The sequence below is a fragment of the Streptomyces bambusae genome, from assembly GCF_019400985.1.
Taxonomy (GTDB): Bacteria; Actinomycetota; Actinomycetes; order Streptomycetales; family Streptomycetaceae; genus Streptomyces; species Streptomyces bambusae_A.
This window is the reverse complement of sequence record NZ_WTFF01000456.1, coordinates 1-4,572: the sequence shown is the minus strand read 5'-3', so window position 1 is coordinate 4,572 and position 4,572 is coordinate 1. Positions and strand designations below refer to the sequence as shown.

The window sequence follows — 4,572 nt, the reverse complement described above, 5'->3', positions numbered from 1 at the left end:
CGGGGCGGGCGGCGCTCGCGCAGCGCACCGGGTGGGCGGGCGGGACTGTGGTGATTACAGGGGGGCCGGCCGGGACGACGGGGGCTTGGAGCGTGGTGGCGACAACCGCGGCGGGGGCTTCCGCCGCGACGACCGTGGCGACCGGGGCGGTTTCAACCGCGACCGCCGTGACGACCGTGGCTTCGAGCGTCGTGACGACAACCGCGGTGGCGGCTTCCGCCGCGACGACCGTCCCTCCGGCGGCTTCCGCTCGGGCGGCGGCGACCGCCCGTTCAACCGCGACCGCCGTGACGACCGTCCCTCGGGCGGCTTCCGCTCCGGTGGCGGCGACCGCCCGTACGGCCGCCGCGACGACCACCGCCCGTCCGGCTCCGGCTCCTTCGGCCGCCGCGACGACAAGCCGCGCTGGAAGCGCAACGGCTGATCCAGCCCGCTGACTGCCTGACAGGGCCCGTACGAATCCACTCGTACGGGCCCTGTCCGTCTGTTCGGGGGCCGCCAACGGCGCAGGCCGCGCGGCGACATCACGGGACCCGCCCCACGACGTACGGGCCCGCGGGCGAGGCCGACGCGGGGCGCGCAGCCGATTCCCGATCGGCCGCGAGCCCCTCTCCGGCTATGCTCTGGGGTGAGCATGCCGCGGGCCATTAGCTCAATTGGCAGAGCAGTGGACTTTTAATCCATTGGTTGTCGGTTCGAGTCCGACATGGCCTACCGCCTGCGGGCGAGGGGAAACCCCCTCTGACCTGCGATCGAGCGCCCTACCTGACGTCGTCGGGTGGGGCGCTCGGCCGTGTCCGGGCCGAGCCTTGGCCGGGGATGGGGCTGAGCGGGGTGTCGCTGTGCGCGCGCCGCGAGGAACGCGAGCATCTGGCCGACGCCGCGGAGATCCGCGGGCTGGAGATCGTGACGAACGCCGGGACAACGTGGCGTACTGGCCGTCCATGATGGCGATGACGGGCAGGCCCGGCTCGACACGGCACGTGCTGTGAGACAGAGGAAGACAGTGTCCGCTGAACGGAACATCCGCACGAACTTCGCCTTCTACCCGCCCGAGGGGGACGAGGCAGCATGGGGCACCACCCTGGAGTCCTTGGAGAGGGCGCTGCGGCAGGCGTTCCTCGGCCTCACGGTCGAGTACAGGATCTCCGGAGTCCACGGTCTTACGGTGCTCGACTTCGAGATCGAGCTGGCATCGGACGTGTGGATCGACGGGACGGCGGCGATGCCGAAGCCGGACTACTCCTTCATCACCCTGACCGATGTCACTGCCGACGAAGCCGCCGTCTTCGTGCGATGGCTGCGCGACTCAGTCGTCCCCGCACCCCACCTCGTGCGCTTCGCCAGCAGCCTGGCCATGGCCAACGGCGAGCAGGACCCATGGTCACTGCCGGCAGAAGGCGGCGACGAAGAGATCCTCGCAGAGCTGAGGCGACACCTCGCCTCCGTCGACGACGAGTAGCCCTTTGCCTTTGTCGGTTCGAGTCCGACATGGCCTACCGCTCGCACAGCGCCCCGACCGGGTTCTCCGGTCGGGGCGCTGTGGTGTTTGCGGGGCGGTGGCGTCAGGGGTGGGTGGGGGTGGGGGGCCAGTTCGTCAGGAGGGTGTGGAGGGCCTCGACGATGCGGTTCCAGGAGGCCGGGACCTCGCGGGCCGCGTGGAAGGCGCCCGTCGCCTCCAGGGCGGCGAAGCCGTGGAAGGTGCTGCGCAGCAGCCGTACCGCGTCGGTGCCGTCGGGCTCGGCGAGCGCGTACGGGCGCAGCAGGAGGTACGTGTGCTCCACGAGCGCGGCGTGCCCGGGGGAGCCGGCGAGCACCTCTGGCGGCAGCTCCAGCTGGGTGGCGGCGTACCGGCCGGGGTGGCTGACGGCGTAGTCGCGGTAGGCGCCGGCGAAGGCGGCCAGGGCGTCGCGGCCTGAGCGGCCCGCCACGGCCGAGCCGATGCGGTCGGCGAACTCGGCGGCGCAGTGGACGGCGAGGCGGGCACGCAGGTCGGCCAGGCCTCGGATGTGCGAGTACAGGCTGGCGTCCTTGACGCCGAAGCCGCGGGCGAGGGCGGAGACGCTGAGCCGGTCGAGGCCGGCGGTGTCCACCAGGTCCACCGCCGCCTCGACGATGCGCTGGGGTGTGAGGCCTGCTCGTGGCACGGGTCTGCTCCTGCCTTGCGGGGCCGGCCCTTGCGGGCCGGCGAAATAGGTTTGCCTAGAGGGTCTAGGAAATCTAGCGTGAGTCGTATGAAGGTACTGACCGAGAAGGACATCCGCGGCTCGTTCGTGAACTGCTCCAAGGGCGAGGCCGCCCGTCTGCCGTTGCCCCGGGACCTGTCCGAGCGGCCCTGGGAGGAGCTGGACCTCCTCGGCTGGCGGGACCTGTCGGCGCCGGACCGCAGCTATCTGGTGGCCGAGCTCGACGGCCGGCCCACCGGGATCGCGCTGCGGTTCCCGACGGCCCGGCGCGGGCTGCTGCACCGCAGCATGTGCAGCCTGTGTCTGACCGTCCACGCGGGCGGCGGGGTGTCCCTGATGACGGCCCGCAAGCGGGGCAAGGAGGGGCGCGAGGGCAACTCCATGGGCCTCTACATGTGCACCGACCTGGCCTGCTCCCTCTACGTACGGGGGCTGAAGCAGCCGGAGGGCGGGGGACAGCGGTTCGAGGAGTCGCTCACCCTGGAGGAACAGATCGCCCGACTTCGGGACAATCTGACCCGGTTCGTGGCCTCCCTCTGACGGGGTGGGTGGTTAATGGGCGGCGAGCACCCTCCCGGATGGCGTAAGGTGGTGTTCACCGACGCGGGGTGGAGCAGCTCGGTAGCTCGCTGGGCTCATAACCCAGAGGTCGCAGGTTCAAATCCTGTCCCCGCTACTGAAGCCGAAGGCCCGGATCCTCTTGGATCCGGGCCTTCGGCGTGTGTGCGGATGCCCGTGGATGTCTGCGGATGCCGCCGCGCTGTCGCCACCGTTGTCGTCACCGTGCGTGAGTGAAGGGGCGCCCTGTGCAAGGTGATTGATGGGACGTCATGATCCTTGTGTGGCTGGGGAGATCATCAAACCTGCTGATTTTCGCCCGAATTGAGATGGTTTGATGGTGAAATCCCGGCCATATCTGCCTGATCGGTGGCCGATCCATCTACGCGATCCGTCGCAACAGCTTGGAATCACTCCCCCGCTTCTATTACCGTTCGATAACGCGCCGCGGCCCTCCCCGCCGTCGCCCCCCGACGGCAGCCCGCGCGTGCGCGCGATGAGGAGTGTGGCCCGGTGGCGTCCAACGTGCCTGCCCTTGACGGCATCGAGACCCAGGAGCAGCCGGCCACGGCAGGCGCCTGGGGCGAGTGGAACCCCACCGAGGACTCGGTCCGCCCGGTGCGCGGCCGGCACCGCGTGGGCAGACAGCGCGGCGGACTCGCCCGCAGCTCCACGGTGTTGGGCGTCGGTGTCATCGCGGCCGTCGGCGCGGGCGGTATCGCCACCGCGCAGGACCGGCCCCAAGTCTCCATATCCATGCCCTCGCTCCCCTCGCTGCTGACCGGGTCCGACTCCGACGAGGACTCCTCCTCGGACGCGCAGGACCGGCGCGGCGCGCAGGCAGCCGGCACCGCCGAGGCGAGTGGTGACGCGGCCGAGGCGCTGCGCAACCGGATCCTGCTGCAGGCCGAGTCCCAGTCGGACGCCGCCGCGGCCAAGGCCAAGGCCGACGCGGAGCAGGCGGCCCGCGACGCCGCCGCCCAGGAGGCCCGGCAGAAGCAGGAGGCCGCCCGCCAGGCCGCGGAGAAGGAGGCCGCCGACAAGGCGGCGCAGGAAGCCCGCGCCAAGGCCGAGGAGGAAGCCCGCGCCAAGGCGGAAGCGGCGGCGAAGGCCGCCGCGGCCGCCGAGCCGGCCGAGGCCCCCGCCGCCACCGGCTCCTACTCGCTGCCCACCTCCTCGTACACGATCACCTCCCGGTACGGGGCCTCCGGCTCCATGTGGTCCTCCGGCCAGCACACCGGGCTCGACTTCGCCGCGCCGACCGGCACCCCGGTCAAGGCGGTGGCCGGCGGCACGATCACCTCGGCGGGCTGGTCCGGCTCCTACGGCTACCGGATCGTCCTCGAACTCCCCGACGGCACCGAGATCTGGTACTGCCACCTGTCGTCGATGTCGGTGACCTCCGGCTCCGTGGCGGCAGGCCAGACCATCGGGCGCGTCGGCGCCACCGGCAACGTCACCGGACCTCACCTCCACCTGGAAGTGCGTACCGGGGGCTCGACGGTGGACCCGATGGCGTGGCTGCGCTCCAAGGGGCTGAGCGTCTAGCAGCCGGTACGGGCGCCGCCGCCGGCGACTGCGCGGGCGCTGCGGCCGTCGCCGGGAGCGAGGGCGCTACGGCCCCCATCGAGAGCGCGGGCGTTACGGCCGCCGCCGGGACCAGGTCCTCCAGCACGGCCGCGCGGGCCAGTGCCGGGCCGGCCGTGGCCCGGACCGCGCGCAAGGTCAAGGCGAAGCTGGGCGGGGCGGGCGCGGTCCTGCTGGGCATCCCCAAGGACAAGGCCGTCCACGCCGGCGGCGGCGTCCCCGAGGAGGGAAACACCGCCAA

Annotated in this window: 4 protein-coding genes, 2 tRNA genes and 2 pseudogenes; 7 read left to right on the top strand and 1 reads right to left on the bottom strand. The window is 71.9% G+C overall.

The features are described 5' to 3' along the window. The 3 genes and pseudogenes from GPJ59_RS33865 to GPJ59_RS33855 form a co-directional block, all read left to right on the top strand. A pseudogene (locus tag GPJ59_RS33865) lies at nt 1-424 on the top strand (DEAD/DEAH box helicase); the annotation flags it as partial. A gap of 217 nt (nt 425-641) precedes the next feature. After that, nucleotides 642-714: transfer RNA gene (locus GPJ59_RS33860), tRNA-Lys, on the top strand. A gap of 292 nt (nt 715-1,006) precedes the next feature. After that, entirely contained in the window at nt 1,007-1,462 is a 456-nt protein-coding gene (locus GPJ59_RS33855; protein WP_219671778.1) for a hypothetical protein, read from the top strand. A gap of 103 nt (nt 1,463-1,565) precedes the next feature. Here the strand turns inward: GPJ59_RS33855 and GPJ59_RS33850 are convergent, their stop codons facing one another. Further along, nucleotides 1,566-2,147, bottom strand: a complete 582-nt coding sequence (locus GPJ59_RS33850) for a TetR/AcrR family transcriptional regulator (protein WP_219671776.1) — start codon at nt 2,145-2,147, stop codon at nt 1,566-1,568. A gap of 87 nt (nt 2,148-2,234) precedes the next feature. Between GPJ59_RS33850 and GPJ59_RS33845 the strand changes: the two genes are divergently transcribed. The 4 genes and pseudogenes from GPJ59_RS33845 to GPJ59_RS33830 all read left to right on the top strand — a co-directional run. Continuing rightward, a complete protein-coding gene (locus GPJ59_RS33845; RefSeq protein ID WP_219671775.1) occupies nt 2,235-2,726 on the top strand; it encodes an FBP domain-containing protein in 492 nt (163 codons plus the stop codon). A gap of 62 nt (nt 2,727-2,788) precedes the next feature. Beyond that, a tRNA-Met gene (locus GPJ59_RS33840) sits at nt 2,789-2,862 on the top strand. A 395-nt stretch (nt 2,863-3,257) separates the two neighbouring features. Beyond that, nucleotides 3,258-4,292, top strand: coding sequence for a M23 family metallopeptidase (locus GPJ59_RS33835; RefSeq protein ID WP_219671774.1), 1,035 nt, complete (start codon nt 3,258-3,260; stop codon nt 4,290-4,292). After that, nucleotides 4,262-4,572: pseudogene (locus GPJ59_RS33830) on the top strand (hypothetical protein); the annotation flags it as partial. The gene GPJ59_RS33835 and the pseudogene GPJ59_RS33830, both read left to right, overlap by 31 nt.

Excerpts from the sequence above, each read along its gene's own strand:
- GPJ59_RS33845 (WP_219671775.1), top strand. The coding sequence starts at position 2,235 with ATGAAGGTACTGACCGAGAAGGACATCCGCGGCTCGTTCGTGAACTGC.